General features: G+C 66.4%; 21 protein-coding genes. 15 read left to right on the top strand and 6 right to left on the bottom strand.

The features are described 5' to 3' along the window. Window positions 1–106: 106 nt before the first annotated feature. The 15 genes from secY to BU124_RS10950 all read left to right on the top strand — a co-directional run bounded on the left by secY (window position 107) and on the right by BU124_RS10950 (window position 13,553). Entirely contained in the window at window positions 107–1,447 is a 1,341-nt protein-coding gene (gene secY, locus BU124_RS11020; RefSeq protein ID WP_084863635.1) for a preprotein translocase subunit SecY, read from the top strand. After that, a complete protein-coding gene (locus BU124_RS11015; protein WP_084863634.1) occupies window positions 1,444–2,025 on the top strand; it encodes an adenylate kinase in 582 nt (193 codons plus the stop codon). The genes secY and BU124_RS11015 overlap by 4 nt, the downstream gene beginning before the upstream one ends. Window positions 2,026–2,235: 210 nt before the next feature. Then, the gene (rpsM, locus tag BU124_RS11010) at window positions 2,236–2,604 is read left to right on the top strand and encodes a 30S ribosomal protein S13 (RefSeq protein WP_084863633.1); all 369 of its coding nucleotides are present in this window, start codon (window positions 2,236–2,238) and stop codon (window positions 2,602–2,604) included. Window positions 2,605–2,619: 15 nt separating this feature from the next. Beyond that, a complete protein-coding gene (gene rpsK / locus BU124_RS11005; RefSeq protein WP_084863632.1) occupies window positions 2,620–3,012 on the top strand; it encodes a 30S ribosomal protein S11 in 393 nt (130 codons plus the stop codon). Window positions 3,013–3,118: 106 nt separating this feature from the next. Further along, on the top strand, window positions 3,119–4,135 hold the full coding sequence (locus BU124_RS11000; RefSeq protein ID WP_084863666.1) for a DNA-directed RNA polymerase subunit alpha: 1,017 nt from the start codon (window positions 3,119–3,121) through the stop codon (window positions 4,133–4,135). A 138-nt stretch (window positions 4,136–4,273) separates the two neighbouring features. Then, a complete protein-coding gene (gene rplQ, locus BU124_RS10995) occupies window positions 4,274–4,693 on the top strand; it encodes a 50S ribosomal protein L17 (RefSeq protein WP_084863631.1) in 420 nt (139 codons plus the stop codon). A gap of 107 nt (window positions 4,694–4,800) precedes the next feature. Then, window positions 4,801–6,117 (top strand): replication-associated recombination protein A, encoded by a 1,317-nt coding sequence (locus tag BU124_RS10990; RefSeq protein ID WP_084863630.1) that lies wholly within the window; start codon window positions 4,801–4,803, stop codon window positions 6,115–6,117. A 32-nt stretch (window positions 6,118–6,149) separates the two neighbouring features. Further along, the gene (crcB, locus tag BU124_RS10985; RefSeq protein ID WP_084863629.1) at window positions 6,150–6,530 is read left to right on the top strand and encodes a fluoride efflux transporter CrcB; all 381 of its coding nucleotides are present in this window, start codon (window positions 6,150–6,152) and stop codon (window positions 6,528–6,530) included. Continuing rightward, complete coding sequence (locus BU124_RS10980) at window positions 6,527–7,567, top strand: RluA family pseudouridine synthase (protein ID WP_084863628.1); 1,041 nt, start codon at window positions 6,527–6,529, stop codon at window positions 7,565–7,567. The genes crcB and BU124_RS10980 overlap by 4 nt, the downstream gene beginning before the upstream one ends. Next, window positions 7,567–8,061 (top strand): HAD-IA family hydrolase, encoded by a 495-nt coding sequence (locus BU124_RS10975; protein WP_143529957.1) that lies wholly within the window; start codon window positions 7,567–7,569, stop codon window positions 8,059–8,061. The genes BU124_RS10980 and BU124_RS10975 overlap by 1 nt, the downstream gene beginning before the upstream one ends. Then, window positions 8,058–8,762 (top strand): ATP12 family chaperone protein, encoded by a 705-nt coding sequence (locus tag BU124_RS10970; RefSeq protein WP_084863627.1) that lies wholly within the window; start codon window positions 8,058–8,060, stop codon window positions 8,760–8,762. The genes BU124_RS10975 and BU124_RS10970 overlap by 4 nt, the downstream gene beginning before the upstream one ends. 215 nt (window positions 8,763–8,977) lie before the next feature. Further along, window positions 8,978–9,994 (top strand): amino acid ABC transporter substrate-binding protein, encoded by a 1,017-nt coding sequence (locus tag BU124_RS10965; protein WP_084863626.1) that lies wholly within the window; start codon window positions 8,978–8,980, stop codon window positions 9,992–9,994. A gap of 136 nt (window positions 9,995–10,130) precedes the next feature. Beyond that, window positions 10,131–11,432 (top strand): amino acid ABC transporter permease, encoded by a 1,302-nt coding sequence (locus tag BU124_RS10960; protein ID WP_084863625.1) that lies wholly within the window; start codon window positions 10,131–10,133, stop codon window positions 11,430–11,432. A gap of 1 nt (window position 11,433) precedes the next feature. Continuing rightward, entirely contained in the window at window positions 11,434–12,750 is a 1,317-nt protein-coding gene (locus tag BU124_RS10955) for an amino acid ABC transporter permease (RefSeq protein WP_084863624.1), read from the top strand. A gap of 11 nt (window positions 12,751–12,761) precedes the next feature. Further along, entirely contained in the window at window positions 12,762–13,553 is a 792-nt protein-coding gene (locus tag BU124_RS10950; protein ID WP_084863623.1) for an amino acid ABC transporter ATP-binding protein, read from the top strand. Between the two features lie 16 nt (window positions 13,554–13,569). On the opposite strand, the gene BU124_RS10945 is transcribed toward BU124_RS10950, so the two are convergent. The 6 genes from BU124_RS10945 to BU124_RS10920 all read right to left on the bottom strand — a co-directional run bounded on the left by BU124_RS10945 (window position 13,570) and on the right by BU124_RS10920 (window position 19,689). Further along, entirely contained in the window at window positions 13,570–14,076 is a 507-nt protein-coding gene (locus BU124_RS10945) for a SixA phosphatase family protein (RefSeq protein ID WP_084863622.1), read from the bottom strand. Then, window positions 14,073–14,702 (bottom strand): ferredoxin, encoded by a 630-nt coding sequence (locus BU124_RS10940; RefSeq protein WP_084863621.1) that lies wholly within the window; start codon window positions 14,700–14,702, stop codon window positions 14,073–14,075. The genes BU124_RS10945 and BU124_RS10940 overlap by 4 nt, the downstream gene beginning before the upstream one ends. After that, window positions 14,699–15,565: an acetylglutamate kinase gene (argB, locus tag BU124_RS10935; protein ID WP_084863620.1), complete on the bottom strand. Its 867-nt coding sequence runs from the start codon at window positions 15,563–15,565 to the stop codon at window positions 14,699–14,701. The genes BU124_RS10940 and argB overlap by 4 nt, the downstream gene beginning before the upstream one ends. Window positions 15,566–15,570: 5 nt before the next feature. Next, entirely contained in the window at window positions 15,571–16,221 is a 651-nt protein-coding gene (gene yihA / locus BU124_RS10930; protein WP_084863619.1) for a ribosome biogenesis GTP-binding protein YihA/YsxC, read from the bottom strand. A 61-nt stretch (window positions 16,222–16,282) separates the two neighbouring features. Continuing rightward, window positions 16,283–18,139, bottom strand: a complete 1,857-nt coding sequence (yidC, locus tag BU124_RS10925) for a membrane protein insertase YidC (protein ID WP_084863618.1) — start codon at window positions 18,137–18,139, stop codon at window positions 16,283–16,285. Between the two features lie 113 nt (window positions 18,140–18,252). Next, window positions 18,253–19,689, bottom strand: a complete 1,437-nt coding sequence (locus BU124_RS10920) for a putative bifunctional diguanylate cyclase/phosphodiesterase (protein ID WP_084863617.1) — start codon at window positions 19,687–19,689, stop codon at window positions 18,253–18,255. Window positions 19,690–19,749 lie beyond the last annotated feature (60 nt).

The raw sequence follows: 19,749 nt of genomic DNA, 5'->3' as shown, positions 1-19,749 counted from the left end.
CTCGATCCAAGTTTCCTGACGCCGCCGCCCGGGAGACCGGTCCGGCGGCGTTCGTCTGAACAGGTGGGCATACAGGTGGGCATCCATGGCATCCGCTGCTGAACAAATGGCATCGAACATGAGCTGGGGGGCGATTGGCCAGGCCAAGGAGCTCCGCCAGCGCATCTTCTTCACGCTCGGTCTGCTGATCGTCTACCGGCTGGGCACCTACATCCCCGTGCCGGGGATTGACACGATCGCGCTGCAATCCTTCATGGAGGACGCGCAGGCCGGCATCGGCGGCATCCTGTCCATGTTCACAGGCGGTGCGCTGGGGCGGATGGGCATCTTTGCCCTGGGCATCATGCCCTATATCTCGGCCTCGATCATCGTGCAGCTTCTGTCGGCCATGTGGGAGCCGCTAAAGCAGCTCAAGAAAGAGGGCGAGCAGGGCCGCAAGAAGATCAACCAGTATACCCGCTACGGCACAGTGGTGCTGGCCACCTTCCAGGCCTACGGCATGGCGGCCAGCCTCGAGGCGGGCGACCTTGTCACCGACCCTGGCCTGTTCTTCCGTGCCGCCTGTGTCATCACTCTGGTCGGCGGAACCATGTTCCTGATGTGGCTGGGTGAGCAGATCACCGCCCGCGGCATCGGCAACGGCATTTCGCTGATCATCTTCGTGGGCATCATCGCCGAGATCCCCTCGGCGCTGGCCAGCTTCCTCGCCCAGGGGCGATCCACCGGAAACTGGGGGCTGATCGTCGGCGTGATCCTTATGGTGATCGTGGTGCTGGCGTTCGTCGTCTTCATGGAACGATCCCTGCGCAAGGTCCACATCCAGTACCCGCGCCGCCAGGTTGGCATGAAGGTCTTCGACGGCGGCTCCAGCCACCTGCCCATCAAGGTGAACCCGGCGGGCGTCATCCCGGCGATCTTCGCCAGCGCGCTGCTGCTGCTGCCCACCACGCTGAGTACCTTCTCGGGCGGGCAGACCGGGCCGGTGATGTCCACGATCCTCGCCTACTTCGGGCCGGGCCAGCCGCTCTACCTGCTGTTCATGGTCGCCATGGTGGTGTTTTTCACCTTCTTCTATTCCAAGGAGGTGGCCTTCAAGGTCGATGACGTGGCCGACAACCTCAAGAACCAGAACGGCTTCGTGCCCGGTATCCGCCCCGGCAAGCGTACGGCGGAATACCTCGACTACGTGCTGACCCGCATCCTTGTGCTCGGCTCGGCCTATCTGGCGTTGATCGTCATCCTGCCCGAGATCCTGCGCAGCCAGCTGGCGATCCCCTTCTACTTCGGCGGCACCTCGGTGCTGATCATCGTCAGCGTCGGCATGGACACGATCCAGCAGATCCAGTCGCACCTGCTGGCGCACCAGTACGAAGGGCTGATCGAGAAATCGCAACTGCGCGGCAAGCGCGGATCGAAGAAACGCAACAAGGGACCGGCACGCAAATGAATCTCATCCTTCTCGGACCGCCCGGCGCGGGGAAGGGCACCCAGGCCCGCATCCTCGTGGAAGATCGCAACATGGTGCAGCTGTCCACAGGCGACATGCTGCGCGAGGCGCGAAACTCGGGCACCGAGATGGGCCGGAAAGTGGCCGCGGTCATGGACGCCGGCAATCTTGTGACCGACGATATCGTCATCGGCCTGATCCGCGAGAAACTGGAAGCGGGGGGCGACCACGGCGGGTTCATCTTCGACGGTTTCCCGCGCACCCTGGCGCAGGCCGACGCCCTGAGTGCACTGCTGCAGGAACAGGGCCAAAGCCTCGACCGCGTGATCGCGCTGTCGGTGGACGACGATGTCCTGGTGCAACGGATCCTCGGCCGGGCCGCCGAAACCGCAAAGGCCGGCGGGCAGGTCCGGGCCGACGACAACGAGGACAGCCTCAAGACCCGGCTGCTGGCCTACTACAAGCAGACCAGTCCGCTGGTTGGTTACTACCACGCGAAGGGCCAACTGGCGACCGTGGACGGGCTGGGCGAGATCGACGAGGTCGCCCGGGCGATCAAGGCAGCCGTTGAAAGCTAGGCTCTGCGTCGCCCGCCGGAACGGGGGTTGACCATCCGCGCGCACACGCCTAGACGGCAACATCCCGTGCGGGACATGCTCCGAATCGAGCGGTGCTCGTGACGGGGCAGACCACCTCGACCAGGCTAGGGCCCGGCAGCGGAGTGCTCCGGGCCTCAGTTGTGAAAAAAGGTTCCGGCATTACGGAACCGCAACGAAAGGAAAGACAACGTGGCACGTATCGCCGGCGTGAACATCCCGACTGCAAAGCGGGTTCCGATCGCCCTCACCTACATCACCGGAATCGGCCACAGCTCGGCCAGGGCCATCTGCGAGGCCGTCAACATCGACGAGACCCGTCGCGTGAACGAACTGTCGGATGCCGAGGTCCTCTCGATCCGCGAACACATCGACAGCACCTACACCGTCGAGGGCGACCTGCGCCGCGAGGTGCAGATGAACGTCAAGCGCCTGATGGACCTTGGTTGCTACCGCGGCCTGCGCCATCGCCGCAACCTCCCCGTGCGCGGTCAGCGCACGCACACCAACGCACGCACGCGCAAGGGCCCCGCAAAGCCCATCGCTGGCAAGAAGAAGTAAGGGAGGACGCGACCGATGGCACGAGATACCCGTCGCGGAGGCAAGAAGAAGGTCTCCAAGAACATCGCCGCTGGCGTCGCCCATGTGAACTCCAGCTTCAACAACACCAAGATCCTGATTTCCGACGTGCAGGGCAACGCCATTTCCTGGTCGTCGGCCGGCACCATGGGCTTCAAGGGGTCGCGCAAGTCCACGCCTTATGCCGCCCAGATGGCTGCCGAGGATGCGGGCCGCAAAGCGCAGGAACACGGCATGAAGACCCTCGACGTCGAGGTGCAGGGCCCCGGCTCGGGCCGCGAGAGCGCCCTGCGCGCCCTCGCCGCCGCCGGGTTCAACATTACCGCGATCCGGGACGTGACCCCGATTGCGCACAACGGCTGCCGCCCGCCGAAGCGTCGCCGCGTCTGATAGACAGGATTCCACGGGGACCCCGCGCGCGGGGTCCCTTTTCGTCATTTCTACCTCGGGCGTCCGCCCCGCCGGATCAGCAGGGCAGACAAGTATGGAGGGACGCATGATCCACAAGAACTGGGCCGAACTAATCAAACCCACGCAGCTTGACGTGAAACCGGGCAAGGACCCGGCACGGCAGGGCACCGTGGTCGCCGAACCGCTGGAACGCGGCTTCGGCCTTACAATGGGCAATGCCCTTCGCCGCATCCTTCTGTCGTCGCTCCAGGGGGCCGCTATCACGGCCGTGCAGATCGACAACGTGCTGCACGAGTTTTCCTCCGTGTCCGGCGTGCGTGAAGACGTCACCGATATCGTGCTGAACCTCAAGGGCGTCGCCATCCGCATGGAGACCGAGGGCCCCAAGCGGCTGCAGGTGCAGGCCAAGGGCCCCGGCGTGGTCACCGCTGGCGATATCTCGGAAAGCGCCGGGATCGAGATCCTCAACAAGGATCACGTCATCTGCCACCTCGACGAGGGGGCAGAACTCTACATCGAGCTGACCGTGAACACCGGCAAGGGCTATGTTGCGGCTGACAAGAACAAGCCCGAGGATGCGCCGATCGGCATGATCGCCATCGACGCGATCTATTCGCCGGTCAAGAAGGTCAGCTACGACGTCCAGCCCACCCGTGAAGGCCAGGTTCTGGACTACGACAAGCTGACCATGAACATCGAGACCGACGGGTCGATCACCCCCGAGGACGCGGTGGCCTACGCCGCGCGTATCCTTCAGGACCAGCTCCAGGTCTTCGTCAACTTCGACGAACCCGAAGCCTCTCACAGCAGCCAGGATGACGACGGGCTGGAATTCAACCCGCTCCTGCTCAAGAAGGTGGACGAGCTGGAGCTTTCGGTCCGGTCCGCGAACTGCCTCAAGAACGACAACATCGTCTATATCGGTGACCTGATCCAGAAAACCGAAGCCGAGATGCTGCGCACGCCGAACTTCGGCCGCAAGTCGCTCAACGAGATCAAGGAAGTGCTCTCGGGCATGGGCCTTCACCTCGGGATGGATGTGGAGGACTGGCCGCCCGACAATATCGAGGACCTGGCCAAGAAGTTCGAAGACCAGTTCTGATACCACGTCGGGCCGACCAAAATTCCAGAATTTTGGTCCGCCCGGCCCCGGGCACATCGCCCCAAGGAGAGCGGGTCACACGCATGGCCCGCCGGACAAAGCAAAACAGCCCGTAGAGGGCATCCAAGGAGATCGAAAATGCGCCACGCCCGCGGATACCGCCGCCTCAACCGGACCCATGAACACCGCAAGGCCCTGTTCTCGAACATGGCCGGCTCGCTCATCGAGCACGAACAGATCAAGACCACCCTGCCCAAGGCCAAGGAACTCAAGCGCGTCATGGACAAGCTTGTGACGCTGGCCAAGCGCGGCGACATCCACGCGCGTCGCCAGGCCGCGGCGCAGCTCAAGCAGGACAAGGATGTTGCCAAGCTTTTCGACGTTCTCGGTGCGCGCTACAAGGACCGTCAGGGCGGCTATACCCGGGTGCTGAAGGCCGGGTTCCGCTACGGCGACATGGCCCCGATGGCGATCATTGAACTGGTCGACCGCGACCCCGACGCCAAGGGGGCGGCCGACAAGGAACGAGTCGCCGCCGAGGAAGCCGCCGAGGACTGAGCCACCCCGCGATCCGGTTCCCGATGGCCCGCCCCGCCCGGCGGGCCATTCGCGTTTCTGGTGCCCGGCATCTGGTCTCGGACGCGGTGCAGGCATAGAGTTGTCCCATGGCCGATCTCTTCGACACACCGGGCGACGACGCGCCTGGTACCAACGCGCCCCGTCCCCTGGCCGACCGGTTGCGCCCGTCGGCCCTGGACGAGGTTATCGGGCAGGAACACCTCCTGGCAGCGGAGGCGCCGCTGGGTTCCATGCTGGCGGCGGGCAACCTGTCGTCGCTGATCCTCTGGGGGCCGCCCGGGGTTGGCAAGACCACGATCGCGCGGTTGCTGGCCGAGGCCAGCGACCTGCATTTCGTCCAGATCAGCGCGATCTTCACCGGCGTGTCGGAGCTGCGCAAGGTCTTCGATGCCGCGCGCATGCGGCGGCAGACCGGCGCGGGCACGCTGCTGTTCGTCGACGAGGTCCATCGTTTCAACAAGGCCCAGCAGGACGGGTTCCTGCCCCACATGGAGGATGGCACCATCGTGCTGGTCGGGGCCACGACCGAAAACCCCTCCTTCGAACTCAATTCCGCCGTCCTGAGCCGCGCGCAGGTGCTGGTTCTGGAGCGGCTGACGCTGGCCGACCTGGAACGCCTGGCGCAGCGCGCCGAACAGGTGCTGGGCCGAGCCCTGCCCCTGACCGGCGCGGCACGCGAGGCCCTGCTGGAGATGGCGGACGGCGACGGGCGGGCCTTGCTCAACCTCGTCGAGCAGGTCTCCGCCTGGCCCGAGACCGGCAAGCTGGACACCGAGACGCTGACCACGCGGCTGACCCAGCGCGCCGCGCAGTACGACAAGTCGGGCGACGCGCATTACAACCTGATCTCGGCGCTGCACAAATCCGTGCGCGGCTCGGACCCGGACGCGGCGCTCTACTGGTTCGCGCGGATGCTGCAGGGGGGCGAGGACCCGCGGTTCCTGGCCAGGCGCCTGACGCGCATGGCGGTCGAGGATATCGGCCTGGCCGATCCGCAGGCGCAGGAGGTCTGCATCGGGGCCTGGCAGGCCTACGAGCGGCTGGGCAGCCCCGAGGGCGAGCTGGCCCTGTCGCAGGCGGTGATCTACTTGGCGCTCGCGCCGAAATCGAACGCCGGTTACGCCGCCTACAAGAACGCCGTGGCGGCGGCGAAAAAGACGGGCAGTGAACCGCCCCCGAAACACATCCTCAACGCGCCCACGTCCCTGATGCGCGATATCGGTCACGGCGAGGGCTATGCCTATGACCACGACGTCGAGGATGGATTTTCCGGGCAGGACTACTTTCCCGACGGCATGAAGCGCGGGGTCTACTACAGCCCGGTCGATCGTGGTTTCGAACGCGAATTGAAACGGCGGGTCGACTATTTCGCCAAGTTGCGCGCGAAGCGGCAGGGCAGTTGACAACGCCCCCGATTGCCTCAAGGAACGCGCCCATGTTGATCACCATGTTGCAAGTCGCCCTTGGCGGGGCCATCGGCTCGGCCGCGCGCTTTGCCACCGGGGTTGCGGTGACCCGCGGCTTTGGCGCGGGCGGTTTTCCGCTGGGCGTGCTGACGGTAAATGTGCTCGGCTCGTTTCTGATGGGTGGGCTGCTGGTCTATCTGGGCCAGCGGGGGCTGGCCGCGCTCAATCCCTTTTTGATGACCGGGGTGCTGGGCGGCTTCACCACGTTTTCGGCCTTTTCGCTGGAAGCCCTGACGCTGGTCGAGCGTGGCCAGACCGGGCAGGCGGCGCTTTATGTCGGGCTGTCGGTCGCCGGGTCGCTCCTGGCGATTTTCGCAGGGGTGCAGATCATGCGCGCGGTGCTGGCATGAGCGGGGTCACGACCCGGACCGTCGCGGCGGGCGAGGGGGACCAGCGGCTCGATCGCTGGCTCAAGCGGCACTTTCCGCAGATCACCCAGGGCCGCATCGAGAAGGGCTGCCGCAAGGGCGAGATCCGCGTCGATGGTGGCCGGGTCAAGGCCAGCACCCGGTTGGACGCGGGCCAGCAGGTCCGCATCCCGCCGCTGCCCGACAGCACGGCCCCGGCGCGCCCCAAGGACAGCATCTCGGAGGCCGACGCCCGCATGATCCGCGATTGCGTGATCTACCGCGACGACGAGATCATTGCCCTGAACAAGCCCGCCGGCCTTCCCACCCAGGGCGGCAGCAAGCAGAGCCGCCACGTGGACGGCCTGGCCGAGGCGCTGACCTTCGGGGCCGAGGAAAAGCCGCGGCTCGTGCATCGGCTCGACAAGGACACCTCGGGCGTGCTGATACTGGCCCGAACCCGTCAGGCGGCGCAGGGGCTGACCACGGCCATGCGCCACAAGGACACGCGCAAGATCTACTGGGCGCTGGTGGCGGGTGTGCCCACGCCTTACCTCGGCGAAATCAAGTTCGGTCTGGCCAAAGCCGGGGGCCGCGGTGCCGCCGGCGAGGGCGAGAAGATGCACGCCGTCCACCCCCGCGACATGGACCGCACCCCGGGGGCCAAGCGGGCGCATACGCTCTATGCCACGCTTTACCGCGTGGCCAGCCGCGCCGCCTGGGTGGCGATGGAACCCTTGACCGGCCGAACCCACCAGTTGCGCGCGCACATGGCCGAGATCGGGCATCCAATCGTCGGCGACGGCAAATACGGCGGCTCGGGCCAGGAAAACATGGGCGACGGCTGGGGCGCGCAGCTGGGCGGCGTCATCTCGAAAAAGCTGCACCTGCACGCGCGGATGATGCGGGTGGAAAACCCGGTGACGCGGCAGGTCATCACCCTCACCGCGCCGCTGCCCGACCACATGGCGCAGTCCTGGGACACCTTCGGCTGGGCAGAGGACCTCGCCGCCGAAGACCCCTTTGCCGAGCTGATGTGATGCCCGAGCTGCGCCTGGTGATCTTCGACGTGGAAGGCACGCTGATCGACAGCCCGGCCGCGGCGCCGCAGGTGCGGCCGCTCGTCCCCGGGGCGCGGGCGGCGCTGGATCGCTTGCGGGCCGATCCTTTTACCCTGCTGGCCGTGGCGACGGGCACCTCGCGCCGCAGGCTGGACGCGCTGATCGCGGCGGAGGGGCTGGCGGGCGTCTTCGATACCACCCAGACCAGCGATCACCACCCCTCGAAGCCGCATCCCGCCATGGTGTTGGCCTGCCTGTCCGAGACGGGGGTGGCGGCCCGCCGCGCCGTCATGGTGGGCGATACCCGCTCCGACATGGAGATGGCCCGCGCCGGCGGGGTGCGCGGCCTCGGTGTCGGCTGGGGCCGGCCCGCCCCCGACACCTTGACGGCCGATGTGGTGATCAGCGCGTTCACCGGGCTGGACGGCGCGGTGGATGCGCTGATCGGTCCCTCAACGGAGCAGGACGCATGAGCGATGCACACCCCCGCCGCTTCTGGACGGACGTGAGCGTTGGCGAAACCGGCGCCGGCCACGCCATCGCGCTGGACGGACGCCCGGTCAGGACTCCGGCCAAGGCAACCGTCGCCGTGCCGACCCGCGAGCTGGCCGAGGCCATCGCGGCCGAATGGCGGGCCGTCGAGACGACCATCGACCCGGCGGCCATGCCCCTGACCCGCGCGGTCAATGCCGCGATCGACAAGGTCGCCCCGCAGTTCGACGCGGTGGCAGAGATGCTGGCCGACTACGGCGGCAGCGATCTGTTGTGTTACCGCGCCGAGGGGCCCGAGGCGCTGTGCGCCCGGCAGCGCCGCAACTGGGACCCGCTGCTGGACTGGGCGGCGGATACCTATGGCGCGCGACTGCGCCTCGCGCAGGGGGTGATGCCCGTGGCCCAGCCGGCCGAGGCGCTTGCGCGGCTGCGATCCGCGACCCGGGATCAGGGCGTCTTCCAGCTGACCGCGCTGCACGACCTGGTGACGATCACCGGGTCGCTGGTGCTGGGCCTGGCCGTGTCGCGCGGGCGTCTGGAGGCGGACCATGCCTTCGACCTGTCCCGACTCGACGAGGACTGGCAGATCGAGCAATGGGGCGCCGACAGCGAGGCCGAGGCGGCCGCACGGGCCAAACGGGCGCAGCTGAACGCGGCCGCAAAGCTGTATGCCATGGTATAGCGCGCGCTGTTTGGTCGGATCGCCCGAAAATTGCGCATTTTGCAGGCGAACACGCCGTTAATGGCCGATAAGGCCCCCTCACTTTCCCTTGACCTCGGCACGTGAATCCGACCACTGTGAGGTCGTTCGCAGTGCGTCTGCGTCATATCACCCTCGTCCCCCGGGACGACCAACAAGAACCCCGTTCTGACGGGGAATTCAGGAAGAGGTAAACAATGAAGAAATCCGTACTTTTCGGCACGCTGACGGCCGCTGGTCTTGCCGCCGGTGCCGCGTCCGCCGCCACGCTTGACGACGTCCAGGCGCGCGGCACGCTGAACTGCGGCGTGACAACCGGCCTCGTCGGCTTCGCGGCCCCCGATGCCGACGGCGAATGGCAGGGCTTCGACGTGGCCGTGTGCCGCGCTGTCGCCGCCGCCGTTCTCGGTGATCCCATGGCCGTCGAATTCGTGCCCACCACTGGCCAGACCCGCTTTACCGCGCTGGCCTCCGGCGAGATCGACATGCTGGCCCGCAACACCACATGGACCTTCACGCGTGACGTCGACCTGAAGTTCGAATTCGTCGGCATCAACTACTACGACGGCCAAGCCTTCATGGTGCCGCGCGACCTTGGCGTGTCCTCGGCCATGGATCTCGACGGGGCGACCGTCTGTATCCAGACCGGCACGACCACCGAATTGAACCTCGCGGACTTCTTCCGCGTCAACGACATGGAATACGAGCCGCTGCCGATCGAGACAAACGCCGAGGCGCAGCAGCAGTATCTCGCCGGGGCCTGTGACGTCTACACCACCGACTCCTCGGGCCTGGCCGCGACGCGCGCCTCCTTCGAGAACCCGTCGGATCACGTCATCCTGCCCGAAACTGTCTCGAAAGAGCCGCTCGGCCCGCTCGTGCGCCACGGCGACAACGAATGGGGCGACGTTGTGCGCTGGACCCTGATGTCGCTGATCGCCGCCGAGGAAATGGGCGTGACCGCCGACAATGTCGAGGAGATGGCCGAAGGCACCGACGACCCGGAGATCAACCGGATGCTCGGGTCCTCGGGTGAGCTGGGCGCCAAGCTCGGCCTCGACTCCGACTGGGCCGTGCGCGCCATCCAGGCCGGTGGCAACTACGGCGAGCTGTTCGCCAAGCATATCGGCGAGGAAACGCCGGTCGGCCTGGCCCGCGGACTCAACGCCCAGTACACCGACGGCGGCCTGCTCTACGCCATGCCGTTCCGGTAAGACATACCTGATGACGGGGGGTGCGATCGTGCCCCCCGTCGCCGTGTCGGGCCAACGCCGACATTTACCCCGGACAGTTCGCGCAATCCGGCCAACGGATGCGCCAGGATGAGACCCGGGACCAGGGAGATAATTGATGTCAGCGTCCACCGACGTGCCGAAGGCGTCCTTTCGGCTCAGCCAGCTCATCTACGACACGCGGTATCGCTCGATCACCATCCAGGTCATCGCCCTGGTGCTGCTGGTCGCGGCGCTCTGGTGGCTGGTCAACAACACGGTCCAGAACCTGGAAACCCTGGGCAAGGACTTCGACTTCGGCTTTCTGACACAGCCGGCCGGTTATGACATCAACCAGCGCCTGATCGACTACGACAGCCAGAGCACGCACGGCCGCGCCGCCATGGTCGGGATCCTCAATACCCTGCTGGTCGCCCTGCTCGGCTGTGCCCTTGCGACGATCGTGGGCGTTCTGGCCGGCGTCCTGCGGCTGTCCAAAAACTGGCTGGTCAGCAACCTGACGGCCGTCTACGTCGAAGGGTTCCGCAACGTTCCCCTGCTGCTTTGGATCATCCTGATCTTCGCGATCATGACCGAGAGCACGCCCGAACCGCGGGATTTCCGGGGTGAGGATGCCACGGCCTCGCTGATCGTCGGCGAAACCGTCGCGGTGACGAACCGCGGCGTCTATATCCCGCGCGTCGGCTTCGAGAATTCGCTGAGCGCAGCCGGCGCCGACTGGCGGGCCGAAACCGCGGCGCTCGAGGCCGGCGAAGAAGCCGCGCCGCCGCCCTCGTCGGGCCTGGACTGGCTTATCGTCTTCGGCGTTCTCGTGGCGTCGATCCTTGGTGCGCGCTGGAACACGCGCCGCGCCGATGCCATACAGGAGGCGACAGGCGACCGCCCTGCCACATGGTATGTCAACCTCGGGATCATAGTTCTGCCCACGCTCGCGGCGCTGTTGGCACTGGGGGCGACGATCGTGGCGCCCATTTTCCGCGGCTTCAACTTTGCCGAGGGCATACACCTGCGCAACTCGCTGATCGCGCTCTGGCTAGCGCTGGCGCTTTATACCGGGGCCTTCGTTGCCGAGATCGTCCGCGCCGGCATCCTGTCGGTCAGCAAGGGCCAGACCGAGGCCGCCAGCGCCCTAGGCCTGCGCCCCGGCCGCATCATGAACCTTGTCATCCTGCCGCAGGCGCTGCGGGTCATCATCCCGCCGCTGATCTCGCAGTACCTGAACCTGACCAAGAACAGTTCGCTCGCCATTGCCGTGGGCTACATGGACGTCCGCTCGACGTTGGGGGGCATCACCATCAACCAGACCGGCCGCGAGCTGGAGGGCATGCTCTTGCTGGGCCTGTTCTATCTTGTGCTGTCGCTGGTCATCTCGGCGCTGATGAACGTCTACAACAATGCCGTGAAGCTGAAGGAGCGGTGACATGAGCGAAGTCCACGCCGAGACCACCCGCTTCGTGCGCACCGAAATGGTGGCCGAGCAGGACCCGCCGATTACCGAGACCGGCGCCGTCAAATGGGTGCGCGAGAACCTCTTCTCGGGGTGGCTCAACGTGCTTCTGACGGTTCTTTCGCTGTTCATCATCTACACCATCCTGGCGGCACTGCTGCCGTGGTTCGCCAACTCCGTCTGGACGGCCGAGAGCCTGGCCGGATGCCGCGAGGTCCTGTCCGAGCAAGGGCTTTCGGGCCATGGCGGCGCCTGCTTTTCGGTCATCACCGAACGCTGGAACCAGCTTATCTTCGGCTTCTATCCGCCCGAGCTCTACTGGCGGCCAATTCTTGCCTTCGTCGTCTTCCTGCTGGGCATCGCGCCGGTGCTGTTCCAGGGCATGCCGCGGCAGGCGCTCTGGGGGTCGATGGCCGCGCCTTTCGTGGTCTACTGGTTGATCTGGGGCGGCAGCCTCTGGGGCCCGGTCCTGACGGCGGCCGGTTTCGGTATTGGCGCGGCGGCCTTCATCGTCATCAGCCGCGCGGCCGGAAATATCCTGGGCAGCCTGGCCGCGCTGTTGTTGCCCGTGTTGTTCTGGATGTTCCTTGTCTCGCCGCTGGTCTCGGGCCTCGCCTCCGTCGCGCCGCTGGAGATCACCAAGGTCGAGTCCAACGACATCGGCGGCTTCATGCTGGCGCTGATCATCGGCATCTCGGGGATTATCCTGTCGCTGCCGCTGGGCATCCTGCTGGCGCTGGGGCGCCAGTCGCACCTGTTCATCATCACCAAGGTCTCGGTCGCCTTCATCGAGATCATCCGCGGCGTGCCGCTGATCGTCTGGCTGTTCACGGCCTCGCTGCTGCTGAACTACTTCCTGCCGCCGGGCACCGATTTCGACCTGATGCTGCGGGTCATCATCATGGTCACCCTCTTCGCCTCGGCCTATATCGCCGAGGTGGTGCGCGGCGGCCTCGCCGCCCTGCCCAAGGGCCAATACGAGGCCGCCGATGCGCTGGGGCTGGACTACGCCAAGTCCATGCGCTTGATCATCCTGCCGCAGGCGCTCAAGATCTCGATCCCGGGGATCGTCAACACCTTCATCGGGCTGTTCAAGGACACGACGCTGGTGGTCTTCATCGGCCTGCTGGACCCGATCGGCCTGACCAACGCGATCCGCGCGACGACCGAGTGGAACGGCATCTACTGGGAGCTGTTCATTTTCATCGGGCTGATGTTCTTCATCTTTTGCTACAGCATGGGGCGCTACTCTATCTACCTCGAAAAGAAGCTCCAGCGTGAGCACCGTTAAGGAGACCTGACATGACCGACATTGCCACCGACCGCGAGATCGATCGCAGCCAGATGCAGGTTTCCGACGAGGTCGCGATCCAGATCAGCGACATGAACAAGTGGTTCGGGGCCTTCCACGTGCTGCGCGACATCAACCTGACCGTTTATCGCGGCGAGCGGATCGTGGTCTGCGGGCCCTCGGGTTCGGGCAAGTCGACTCTGATCCGCTGCATCAACCGGCTGGAGGAACACCAGGCCGGCCAGATCGTCGTGGACGGCACGGAACTGTCCAACGACCTCAAGAACATCGACCGCATCCGGTCGGAGGTCGGCATGTGCTTTCAGCACTTCAACCTGTTCCCGCACCTGACGATCCTGGAAAACTGCACGCTGGCCCCGCTCTGGGTGCGCAAGACGCCCAAGAAAGAGGCCGAAGAAGTGGCGATGCACTACCTTGAGAAGGTCAAGATCCCCGAACAGGCCGACAAGTATCCCGGCCAGCTGTCGGGCGGCCAGCAGCAGCGGGTCGCCATCGCCCGGTCGCTGTGCATGCGCCCGCAGATCATGCTTTTTGACGAGCCGACCTCGGCGCTCGATCCCGAGATGATCAAGGAAGTGCTGGACACCATGATCGAGCTGGCCCAGGAGGGCATGACCATGATCTGCGTCACCCACGAGATGGGCTTTGCCAGGCAGGTGGCCAACCGGGTCATCTTCATGGACCAGGGCCAGATCGTGGAACAGAACGAACCCGAAGAGTTCTTCAACAACCCCCAGAGCGACCGGACCAAGCTGTTTTTGAGCCAGATCCTCGGCCACTGACAGGCCCCGGGGCGCCTCAGTCGGTCAGGTCCCGCGGTACGATGAAATCGACCACCCGGCCGGTGCCCGGCGCCGCGTAGCGCCAATCCGAGACGTCGAAATCCATGACCGTGGTGGCGCCGGTCGGGTATTGATGGAATTTCGGATGCGGCGGCACGCCGGAGGCCATGGCGCCTGCAAAATCCCCGATCCCGGGATTATGCGCGACGAGCGCGACGCGCCGGGCAGTCGCGGTGCGCAGGACCGCCAGCAGGCTTTGAGGTGTCGCAAGGTAGAGGTCCGGCAGATAGGTTACGGCAACCGGATCGTCCCAGCCCGCCTGCAGGCGCGTCACCGTTTCCGTTGTCCGGGCGCTGTCGGAACTCAGGAACGCGTCGGGAAGATATCCCTTGTCGCGCAGCCAGGTGCCGATGGCCTTTGCCGCGCGCCGCCCCCGCGGGTTGAGCACGCGCGCGTGGTCGTCGGCGAACGGGTCGTCCCAGCTGGACTTGGCGTGTCGGATCAGGATCAGGCGTTGCGTCACAGGAAGGCCTCCATGTGAAAGGCCGATTGCCGCGCGTCGCGCGGAAAGGACCGGCTGACGGGGCAGGCGGCCCGAACGGCACATCCCCCGCGCATGCAGTCGGCCCCGCCGCGCAGGTAGTCCTTGCAGGTGGCCACGTCATAGCCCGCAGGGGTAAGGGCCGAGACGGGGCAGGCGCTGCGGCAGGGCTGGTCGGGGCAACTGTCGCAGGGCTTATCCATGGCGGGCGGAACATCCAGCGCCGCGTCGAAGGCCAAAGCGCCGCGGAATGAGACCCAGAGGCCCTGTTCGCCGTGGACAAGGAAATTGACCGGCGAGGGCCAGATGCGCCCGGTGCGCGTGGCCCAGGACTGGAAGGGGTGAAAGGGCGGAGGGCCGAAGGGAAAGAGCGCCCGCGCGCCAAGGACCTCGGCCATGCGCGACACCACGCGCCGCGACCAGCGATCGAGCGGATCGGCCGCACCGTCACGCATCTCGGGGGACTGCGCAAAATGGGGCCAGAACGCCGGCCCCGGGCCAAGCAGCATCAGCGTTCGCCCCAGCCCTTCGTCCGGGGCGGGGTGGAACCCGCCGAGAACGCTCAGGCGGGCCGCGCCCGCCGCTGCCTCGACCTCGGGCAGGGTCACCGCGGCGTGCGGATCAAGGAACCCGCCCCGTGGTCGGTGAAGAGTTCCAGCAGAACGGCATTGGGCGCGCGGCCATCGAGGATCACCACCGCGCGCACCCCGCCGGCGATGGCGTTCAGAGCGGTCTGCGTCTTGGGGATCATGCCGCCGGCGATCACGCCCTCCTCGGTCAGGGCGCGGATCTGGTCGGGCGACAGCTCGGTCAGAAGGGTGCCGGCGGTATCCTTGACACCCTCGACATCCGTGAGCAGCAACAGCCGGTCGGCCTTGAGCGCGGCGGCCACGGCCCCCGCGGCGGTGTCGCCGTTGATGTTGAGCGTCACGCCATCCGGGCCGGCGCCGAGGGGCGCGATCACCGGGATCGTGCGGGCCTCGAACAGGGTGTGCAGCAGGCTCGGGTCGACCTCGGCCGGGGTGCCGACCAGGCCAAGCTCTGGCGCGTCCTGGGTGCAGGTGATCAGGTGCGCGTCCTTGCCCGACAGGCCCACCGCGCGGCCGCCCTGCTGGTTGATGGCATGGGTGATCCACTTGCTGACCTTGCCGGCCAGCACCATCTCGACCACCTCGACGACAGCAGCGTCGGTGACGCGCTTGCCGCCGACGAAATCGCTGACGATACCCAGTCGGTCGAGCATGTCGTTGATCATCGGCCCGCCGCCGTGGACGATAACCGGGTTTACGCCGACCTGCTGCATCAGCACCACGTCGCGGGCGAAGTCCTCCATCGCGGCCTGGCTCGACATCGCGTGCCCGCCCAGCTTGATGACGACGATCGCCCCGGCGTAGCGCTGCATGTAGGGCAGCGCCTGGTTGAGCGTTTTCGCGGTGGCGATCCAGTCGCGGGTCATGTCCTGCGTCTTCATGGCGCTCACTCTATCCCGGCAATGATGCTGCGCAACACGTCGATCCCGTGGCCCTTGTCGGCCGAGGTCAGAACAAGCTCGGGAAAGGCGGCCGGGTGGGTGGAAAGGCGCTCGCGCACCTGGTCCAAAACGCGGGTGCGGTCCTTTTCCTTGACCTTGTCGATCTTGGTCATGACGCACTGGAATGTCACGGCGGACTGGTCGAGCAGGGTCATGATCTCGTCGTCGACCGGCTTGATCCCGTGGCGGCTGTCGACCAGCACGAAGGCCCGCCGCAGGGTCTGGCGCCCGGCCAGGTAACGCCGCAGCAGCGCCTGCCACTTCTCGACCACCGCCACCGGCGCATTGGCGAAACCGTAGCCGGGCAGGTCCACCACGTAGTGGCTGCGGCCGAGTTCGAAAAAGTTGATCTCCTGCGTGCGGCCGGGCGTGTTCGAGGCCCGCGCCAGCCCCTTGCGCCCTGTCAGCGCGTTGATCAGGCTGGACTTTCCCACGTTCGACCGGCCGGCGAAACAGACCTCCGCGCGGTCAGGGGTCGGCAACCCCGACATGGCGACCACGCCCTTGAGGAAATCCGTCGGCCCGGCAAAGAGCTTGCGCCCCGCCTCGCGTTCGGCGTCCGTCTCGATCTCGGCGACGGGGAAGGGCAGCCGCATCACCGCGCCCCGCCAAGGCGCGGCCGATGGCACGGCGTGCGGGGCGGCGCGTGCGGCGCCATCACTTGTCCTCCGAGGCCCCGTCACCCTTTCGGAACGAGCCGACGATATTGCCGATCAGGTCGGGCTTGTAGCCTTGGCTGCGCATGATCGTGTATTGCTGCAGGAAGGTGATCACGTTGTTGGAAATCCAGTAGAGCACCAGCCCGCTGGCAAACCCGCCCAGCATGAACATGAAGACCCAGGGCATCCAGGCGAAGATCATCTTCTGCGTCGGGTCGGTGGGGGCCGGGTTCAGCTTTTGCTGCAAATACATCGAGATGCCCAGCAGGATCGGCAGCACGCCGAGGCTGAAGATGAAGAAGATCGACCCGGGTTCCGGCGTCGACCAGGGCAGCAAGCCGAAGAGATTCAGGATCGACGAGGGGTCGGGCGCAGACAGGTCCTTGATCCAGCCGATCCAGGGCGCGTGGCGCAGCTCGATCGTGACGAAGATCACCTTGTAGAGCGAGAAGAAGATCGGGATCTGCAGCAGGATGGGCAGACAGCCCGAGGCCGGGTTGACCTTGTTCGTCTTGTAAAGCTCCATCATGCCTTTCTGCATGGCTTCCTTGTCGTCGCCCGCGCGCTCCTTGAGCTTTTCCATCTCGGGCTGAAGTTCGCGCATCTTGGCCATCGAGACGTAGGACTTGAAGGCCAGCGGGAAGAGAACGGCCTTGATCAGCAGGGTCAGGCCGATGATCGCCCAGCCCATGTTGCCGATCAGTTCGTTGAGCCAGTGCAGCACGGCGAAGATCGGCTTGGTCAGGAAGAAGAACCAGCCCCAGTCGATGGAGTCGATGAAGCCCTCGATCCCGTCGGCCTCGTATTCGCGGATCGTGCCCCATTCCTTGGCCCCGGCGAACAGCCGGCTTTCCGCCGAGAGGGTCTCGCCGGCGGCGACGGTCTGCTGGGGATAGATGGTCTCGGTCTGGTAGACGCCGCTGTCGGGGTCGTCCTCGTCCACGCCGGCGGCCCGCGCGACCGAGCGGAATTCGCTGCCCGGCTCGGGGATCAGGGTGGTCATCCAGTATTTGTCGGTGAAACCGACCCAGCCGTTTTCCTCGACTTCGACCCGGCTTTCGTCGCGGGTCATGTCGGGCATGCTGCCATAGCTGGTTTCCTCCAGCGTGCCGTCGGACATGCGCACCACGCCCTCGTGCAGGATGAAGAAGCCGATGGTCTCGGGCTCGCCGTGGCGGGCGACGATGCCATAGGGGCGCATGGCGACGTCGGCGTCGCCGGTGTTTTCGACCGACTGGCGGATGGTGAACATGTAGTCCTCGTCCACCGAGAGGGTCTTGCGAAAGGTCAGCCCCGCGTCATTGCTCCAGGCCAGGGTGACGGGGGCACCCGGGGCGAGCGTGTTGCCGCTCTCGACCGACCAGAGGGTGTCGGGGCCGGGCACCTCGCCCTGTTCCACGCCGACGGTGGCGATCCAGCCGTGCAGGGCATAGTAGGGATCGGCGCTGCCTACCGGCGACAGAAGCCGCACAAGGTCGGACTCCTCACTGAGTTCCTCGCGGTAGTCGGTCAGCGACAGGTCGTCGATTCGCCCGCCCTTGAGCGAGATCGACCCGGTCAGGCGCGGGGTGTCGATCTCGACGCGCTCGGCCTCGGCCAGGGCGGCCTCGACCGACCGGTCCGCGTCTTGGCCGGCCGTCTGCTCGGCGTTGCCGCTGACCGAGGGGGCGGCGGCCCCGTCGTCAGCGGCGGTCGTGCGGGCGGTGTCGGGGGCGGACTCCGGCGCGGTGATCTCACCATCGGCATCGGTGATGCCGGGGGACTGCTCGGGCGGCGGAAACAGCAGGAACCAGACCAGGATCACGACGAAGCTGAGCGCCGTCGCGAGGATGAGATTCTTGTTCTGATCGTCCATCGAAACCGCCCGGAACTGCTGATCTTCGGTCACGGGCGTTCAACAGGTCGGGGCGCCAAAGGTCAAGCGATTTTGCCCCAGCCGAGGGCCCGGCGGCCCCTTGTGCGCAGGGCTCAGGCACTGCGGCGGCGCAGGTTCACCGTCGGGCCCGGGGCGGTGCGTCGCGCGGCCAGCCAGTCGTCGGTCTCGGCCAGCGGCATCGGCCGCGCAAAGAGAAACCCTTGGGCGTATTCGCACCCCAGCCGTGTCAGCATGTCCCGCTCGCCCGGGGTTTCCACGCCTTCGGCCAGGGTCTGTAGGGTCAACCGGTCGGCCATTGTCAGGATCGCGCCGATCATGTCCTGCTGTTCGGCATCTTCGTCGACGCGCGTGACGAAGCTGCGGTCGATCTTGATGCGGTTGATCGACAGCTTGCGGATAGTCGTGATCGAGGCGTAACCGGTGCCGAAATCGTCAAGGTCGATGCCGCAGCCGAGCCGCGACAGACCGGCCAGGTTTCGCGCGACCTGATCGTCGGCGCAGCGGGCCACGACCGTCTCGAGGACCTCGATGACCAGGCGATGTGGGGCGATGTCGCGGCTGTCCAGTGTCATGGCCAGGCGGTCGACCAACTGCGGCGATCGCAGTTCATCGGTCGAGAAGTTCACGCCCACCTGCGGCACCTCGTGACCGAGATCATCCCAATGGCGCAGGGCGTCCAGCGCCGTCGACACCATCAGCTGGCCCAGCTGCTCCATGCGGCCGCTGTCTCGCAGGATCGGCAGGAATTCGGCCGGGGAGACGACGCCAAGCTCGGGGTGATGCCACCTTGTCAGGGTCTCGAAGCCGGCCAGGCGCCCCGAGCCCAACTCGAACTGGGGCTGGAAGTAGGGGCGGATCTGGCCCGATGTCAGCCCTGTGTCGAGATCCCGGCTCAGGCGGCTGCGCGAGGCGATCCGCTTGCGCATTCCGTCGGAATACGAGCGGATCGCGGCCGGGGCGCTGCGCTGGGCCTCGACCAGGGCGCATGTCGCCGCTTGCATCAGGTCCTGCGGATCGGACGACCGGATCCGGTCGGACAGCGCGAACCCGACCGAGGCCGTCGCCTGTATCGCCTCGCCCGACGCGCGGAACGGGGTCGCAAGCGCCTGTTGCAGCCGTGTGGCGCGCTGCAGAACCGTCTCGAGCGAATGGGCCTCGCCCACGTCGAGTGCGACGGCGAACCGCGGCCCCTCGAGGTGGGCGGTCAGGTCCCCCGTGGCCAGCTGTTCGCCAAGGCGGTCGGCACAGTGGCGCAGGAAGGCCTCTATTACCGGCCGGACGTGGCGCTCCTCGAGCTGATGAAAGTCGTCGACCTCGGCCAGGATGACGGCGGTCTGGCCGGCGCTGGTGCGCTGGCCGCGCACGGCCATCCCGGCAAGCAGGCCCTCGCGCGTGCCCAGTTGCGTGACCGGGGCATTGCCGGTGGTGCCGGTCGCGGCCCATCGCCCGCGCATGGCGCGTGCCGCCGCCGCGACGATGGCCCGGCGCACACCGGTTGCAAGATGAAAAGCCTTGGACCGCTGGGTCATTCCTGTCGCCCCTGACACGCCCGAAACCGGGCAGGTTCGGGGCCAGATTGGGGCAGCCGG

The organism is Salibaculum halophilum, assembly GCF_002094885.1.
Taxonomy (GTDB): domain Bacteria; phylum Pseudomonadota; class Alphaproteobacteria; order Rhodobacterales; family Rhodobacteraceae; genus Salibaculum; species Salibaculum halophilum.
Note: the sequence above shows the minus strand (reverse complement) of the source record. Positions and strands in the feature narration are given on the sequence as shown.

Bases quoted from the DNA above. Each gene is read 5' to 3' on its own strand.
- BU124_RS10990 (WP_084863630.1), top strand. From the start codon at position 4,801: ATGGCCGATCTCTTCGACACACCGGGCGACGACGCGCCTGGTACCAAC.
- crcB (WP_084863629.1), top strand. From the start codon at position 6,150: ATGTTGATCACCATGTTGCAAGTCGCCCTTGGCGGGGCCATCGGCTCG.
- secY (WP_084863635.1), top strand. From the start codon at position 107: ATGGCATCGAACATGAGCTGGGGGGCGATTGGCCAGGCCAAGGAGCTC.
- rplQ (WP_084863631.1), top strand. From the start codon at position 4,274: ATGCGCCACGCCCGCGGATACCGCCGCCTCAACCGGACCCATGAACAC.
- rpsK (WP_084863632.1), top strand. From the start codon at position 2,620: ATGGCACGAGATACCCGTCGCGGAGGCAAGAAGAAGGTCTCCAAGAAC.
- yidC (WP_084863618.1), bottom strand. From the start codon at position 18,139: ATGGACGATCAGAACAAGAATCTCATCCTCGCGACGGCGCTCAGCTTC.
- BU124_RS10920 (WP_084863617.1), bottom strand. From the start codon at position 19,689: ATGACCCAGCGGTCCAAGGCTTTTCATCTTGCAACCGGTGTGCGCCGG.
- BU124_RS10950 (WP_084863623.1), top strand. From the start codon at position 12,762: ATGACCGACATTGCCACCGACCGCGAGATCGATCGCAGCCAGATGCAG.
- yihA (WP_084863619.1), bottom strand. From the start codon at position 16,221: ATGCGGCTGCCCTTCCCCGTCGCCGAGATCGAGACGGACGCCGAACGC.
- argB (WP_084863620.1), bottom strand. From the start codon at position 15,565: ATGAAGACGCAGGACATGACCCGCGACTGGATCGCCACCGCGAAAACG.
- BU124_RS10955 (WP_084863624.1), top strand. From the start codon at position 11,434: ATGAGCGAAGTCCACGCCGAGACCACCCGCTTCGTGCGCACCGAAATG.
- BU124_RS10980 (WP_084863628.1), top strand. From the start codon at position 6,527: ATGAGCGGGGTCACGACCCGGACCGTCGCGGCGGGCGAGGGGGACCAG.
- BU124_RS10975 (WP_143529957.1), top strand. From the start codon at position 7,567: ATGCCCGAGCTGCGCCTGGTGATCTTCGACGTGGAAGGCACGCTGATC.
- BU124_RS11000 (WP_084863666.1), top strand. From the start codon at position 3,119: ATGATCCACAAGAACTGGGCCGAACTAATCAAACCCACGCAGCTTGAC.
- BU124_RS10965 (WP_084863626.1), top strand. From the start codon at position 8,978: ATGAAGAAATCCGTACTTTTCGGCACGCTGACGGCCGCTGGTCTTGCC.
- BU124_RS10970 (WP_084863627.1), top strand. From the start codon at position 8,058: ATGAGCGATGCACACCCCCGCCGCTTCTGGACGGACGTGAGCGTTGGC.
- BU124_RS11015 (WP_084863634.1), top strand. From the start codon at position 1,444: ATGAATCTCATCCTTCTCGGACCGCCCGGCGCGGGGAAGGGCACCCAG.
- BU124_RS10960 (WP_084863625.1), top strand. From the start codon at position 10,131: ATGTCAGCGTCCACCGACGTGCCGAAGGCGTCCTTTCGGCTCAGCCAG.